This is a genomic window from Longilinea arvoryzae, from assembly GCF_001050235.1.
GTDB classification, from domain to species: Bacteria; Chloroflexota; Anaerolineae; order Anaerolineales; family Anaerolineaceae; genus Longilinea; species Longilinea arvoryzae.
Genome location: NZ_DF967972.1, coordinates 2,242,926 through 2,247,136 on the forward strand (window position 1 = coordinate 2,242,926; position 4,211 = coordinate 2,247,136).

The 4,211-nt window shown below is 59.2% G+C and carries 4 protein-coding genes; 3 read left to right on the top strand and 1 reads right to left on the bottom strand.

The window, feature by feature from the left end; translation table 11 throughout:
* The first annotated feature begins 259 nt into the window (after nucleotides 1-259).
* The 3 genes from mtnA to ahcY are packed head-to-tail and all read left to right on the top strand — an operon-like array spanning nucleotide 260 to nucleotide 3,567.
* Nucleotides 260-1,306, top strand: a complete 1,047-nt coding sequence (mtnA, locus tag LARV_RS09950) for an S-methyl-5-thioribose-1-phosphate isomerase (protein ID WP_075073495.1) — start codon at nucleotides 260-262, stop codon at nucleotides 1,304-1,306.
* A gap of 18 nt (nucleotides 1,307-1,324) precedes the next feature.
* A complete protein-coding gene (locus LARV_RS09955) occupies nucleotides 1,325-2,287 on the top strand; it encodes a carbohydrate kinase family protein (RefSeq protein WP_075073496.1) in 963 nt (320 codons plus the stop codon).
* 20 nt (nucleotides 2,288-2,307) lie between these two features.
* On the top strand, nucleotides 2,308-3,567 hold the full coding sequence (gene ahcY, locus LARV_RS09960) for an adenosylhomocysteinase (RefSeq protein WP_075073497.1): 1,260 nt from the start codon (nucleotides 2,308-2,310) through the stop codon (nucleotides 3,565-3,567).
* 72 nt (nucleotides 3,568-3,639) lie between these two features.
* Here the strand turns inward: ahcY and LARV_RS09965 are convergent.
* A partial coding sequence (locus LARV_RS09965) for a C39 family peptidase (protein WP_172797835.1) occupies nucleotides 3,640-4,211 on the bottom strand: 572 nt, incomplete at its 5' end.

The following is a 4,211-nucleotide window of genomic DNA, read 5'->3' on the forward strand; positions in this document are numbered from 1 at the left end:
GGCTATCCTGCGAGGCAGATGGGTTGGCCGCCGTCGTCGCGGCCTGCTGCAATTGCGACAGGCCGGGCAGGTTGCAGGCCAGGCTTGCGGCCACCAACGTAACCAGTGCTATGACTATGGGCGTTCTCTTTTTCATATCTATGGCTTATACTGGAAGGCGTTGCGCCTGTCAATACTTTGACAAACGCTGGTTGTCATGTTAAACTAAACGGGTTATACTCCGACGCTCTCCCTGGAGGGCGTTTTTCTGTGTGTGTTCATGCGAACTGTTTTTTGGGATGACACTGCCTGCCTTGTGAAAATGATCGACCAGCGTGCGCTGCCGGCGCGACTGGAAGTTGTGGCTTGCCAGAATGCCTCCCGAGTGGCAGAAGCGATTGCGGATATGACCGTGCGCGGCGCTCCGGCGATCGGTGTGTCGGCTGCGTTTGGCCTGGCGCTGGCCGGGCTGCAATCGACCGCCGCGGATGTCCCCGCCTGGCGGGCCGATCTGGCTTCGGCAGCGGAAACGTTGATCTCGGCGCGCCCGACCGCCGTCAACCTGGCCTGGGCGGTTCATCGCATTCTTCGGGTGGCCGAAGCGAATTTGCCCCTGGCGGACCTGCGCGAACGCTTGCTATCGGAAGCGCAGCGCATGGCCGATGAAGACGTGGCGACCAACCGGCGCATGGCTGAACTGGGCAGCGCCCTGATCCAGGACGGCGATACGATCCTGCATCATTGTAACACCGGGGCGCTGGCAACGGTCGATTGGGGCACGGCTCTGGGCGTCATCCGCATGGCCCACGAACAGGGCAAACTCATCTTTGTGCTGGTCGATGAAACCCGCCCGCGCCTGCAGGGCGCCAGATTGACCGCCTGGGAGTTGCAGCAGTACGGCATCCCTTATGCAATCATCAGCGACGGCGCGTCGGGTTATTTTTTACGCTCCGGGCAGGCCCAGAAGGTATTCTTCGGCGCCGACCGCGTGGCCGCCAACGGGGACGTCGCCAATAAAATCGGCACCTATATGCTGGCCCTGGCCGCGCATACCAATGACGTTCCGGTCTACTCGGTGGTTCCATCGACCACCGTGGACCTGTCTCTGGCAAACGGCGATCAAATTCCCATCGAGGAACGCGACGCGGATGAAGTCCTCGGTATTCAAATAAAAGGTGAGAGCGTGGTCCCGACAGGGGCGAAAGCGCGCAACCCGGCCTTCGATGTCACGCCGCATTCCTTATTGACAGCGATTGTCACCGAAAAGGGCATCGTTTACCCGCCGTTCATTGAAAATTTAGCGCGCACGCTGCGCGCCGAAAATTGATCTCAAGGATAGAACCGCATGACGATTGTTTGCACTGGCTCCATCGCGTATGACTACCTGATGACGTTCCCCGGAAAATTCCGCGAACAGATTTTGACCGATAAACTCGAAAACGTCAGCCTTTCGTTCCTGGTCGATACCATGATCAAACAACGCGGCGGCGTGGCCCCGAACATCGCCTATACCCTGGCGCTGCTGGGCGAACGTCCGGCGGTCATGGGCACGGTCGGTGAGGATTTCGCCGATTATCGTTCCTGGCTGGAAGCTCAAAATATCGACACTTCGCTGGTGAAAGTGATCGATGGCAAATTTACAGCCTCATTCTTCTGCAATACCGATTTGGTGAACAATCAAATCAGCAGCTTCTATACCGGCGCCATGGCGAACGCGGGCGAGGTCAGCCTGCGCGAGCTGCCCTTCAAGGCCGATATGGTGGTAATTTCCCCGAACGATCCGGGCGCGATGTACCAGTATTCGCTGGAATGCCAGGAATTGGGCATCCCATACCTTTTCGATCCCAGCCAGCAGGTCGTTCGCAACCCGCACGACGAACTGCGCGTGGGCGTGGAAGGCGCGCAGAGCCTGTTCGTGAACGAATACGAATACGAACTGCTGCAGAAACATACCGGCCTGAGCGAGCAGCAAATTCTGGAACACGTTAAGTTCATGGTGGTCACCTGCGCTGAAAAGGGCGCCAGGATCTACGCGGATGGGAAGCAGTATCACATCCCGGTCGTGCCGCCAGCATGCATTGCCGATCCCACCGGCGTCGGCGACGCGTTTCGCGGCGGCTTTCTGCGCGGCTATGATCTGGGTTTCGATTGGAATACCTGCGGGCGGATGGGCGCGCTGGCCGCGACCTACGTGCTCGAACAGCACGGCACGCAAAACCATCATTACACCCCGGCTGAGTTTGTTGCCCGGTACCGTACTCATTTTGATGATCAGGGCGTCCTGGACGCCTTGCTTGCAAATTCCTGATATTGTTCTTGGAGGATAGGATGTCCAATTTTGACGTCAAAGATATGAACCTGGCTGAAGGCGGCCTGCGCCGTATGGACTGGGCAGCCCGCGAGATGCCCGTGTTGCGAGCCATTCACGATCGCTTTGCAAAAGAACGCCCGCTGGCCGGGCTGCGCGTTTCGGCCTGCCTGCATGTGACAACCGAGACCGCAAACCTGATGACCACCCTGCAGGCCGGCGGCGCGGATATCGTGCTGACCGCTTCCAACCCGCTGTCCACCCAGGACGATGTGGCTGCCGCGCTGGTCAACCGCTATGAGATTCCCGTGTACGCCATCAAAGGCGAAGACAACGTAACCTATTACAAACACATCCGGGCTGCGCTGGATCACAAGCCGCACATGACCATGGACGACGGAGCTGACCTGGTCAGCACCCTGCACAAGGAACGCCGTGATCTCCTGCCCAATATTCTGGGCGGCACCGAAGAGACCACCACGGGCGTCATCCGCCTGCGCGCCATGGCCGCCGACAAGGCGTTGGATTTCCCGATCATCGCCGTCAACGACGCCATGACCAAGCACTTCTTCGATAACCGCTACGGCACCGGCCAATCGACCCTGGACGGCATCATTCGCGCCACCAACGTTCTGCTGGCGGGTAAGGTGTTCGTCGTGGCCGGATACGGCTGGTGCGGCCGGGGTCTGGCCAGCCGCGCGCGCGGTATGGGCTCGAACGTCGTCGTGACCGAAGTGGATCCGTTGAAGGCGCTGGAAGCGACCATGGACGGTTTCCGGGTCATGCCGATGCTGGAAGCCGCCAAGATCGGCGACATCTTCTGCACGGTCACCGGCGATATCAATGTCATCGACGCCCATCACTTCAAAGTGATGAAGAGCGGCGCGATCGTGGCGAACTCCGGCCACTTCAACGTCGAGATCAACATCCCGGCGCTCAAGGAAATGTCAACCGATGTCAAGCTGGTGCGGCCTTTCGTCGAAGAATATCACCTCAAAGACGGCCGCACGATCTGCATCCTGGGCGAAGGCCGCCTGATCAACCTGGCCTCGGCAGAAGGACACCCGGCCAGCGTGATGGATATGAGCTTCGCCAACCAGGCTTTGAGCGCTGAGTACATGGTGAAGAACAGCAAGAAACTCGAGAAGAAGGTGTACTCCGTGCCGGAAGATATCGACAAGGAAATCGCCCGCCTCAAACTGGAAGCGATGCACGTGAATATCGATACCCTGACCGCTCAGCAGGTTTCCTACCTGGGCTCCTGGGAATCGGGAACCTGATCTTCGGATCGACAGGTTAGTTCCTGCAATATCAACACCGCGCGGTCTACTTCACGACCGCGCGGTGTTCGTTTACTCTTCCGGTTGGTAGATCACGGCCATGTTTCCCAGCACGTCCCAGGAATTCATGAACTGGTCCAGGCTGCGTTGATAGATCCAGGCGCCGTCCAAAACCGTGATCGAGGTTTCATCATAACCGATCACGATCACGGTGTGTTCATAGGGCGCGACCCGGGTGGTCTGGCCGTCGGCAGCGGTGTAATCCAGAGAATAGCCGCTGCTGACGCCAAAGATGACCCAGGCGATGACCGGCCGGCCGGCGGCGATTTCGGAACGCAGGTCGTCTACCGCCAGGCCTTTGACCGCTCCGGCCGCCAGGCCGTAATCGCGCAGCAGTCTGGCGACCGGATCGGCGTAGACACCGTAGGAGTAGGGCGGCACCTGGCCGGTAAAATCGTTGTAATAGCCTACGAACCCCACATTTGGGTCGTCCGAGAGTGGAAGACGCTCGAGGAATTCAGTTTCGGCGATGTCCACGCCAAAATAACGCGCCCAATCCACCGCCGAGCGCGATTCGCAACTCAAGGTGTAGGTCTGCGGGTAACCGGTGATGTTCTCGATGCTGGCGCTGGACGGCGGCCAGG

What these genes read in the sequence shown, in the direction of transcription:
- mtnA (WP_075073495.1), top strand. Translation starts at nt 260, where the DNA reads ATGCGAACTGTTTTTTGGGATGACACTGCCTGCCTTGTGAAAATGATC.
- LARV_RS09955 (WP_075073496.1), top strand. Translation starts at nt 1,325, where the DNA reads ATGACGATTGTTTGCACTGGCTCCATCGCGTATGACTACCTGATGACG.
- ahcY (WP_075073497.1), top strand. Translation starts at nt 2,308, where the DNA reads ATGTCCAATTTTGACGTCAAAGATATGAACCTGGCTGAAGGCGGCCTG.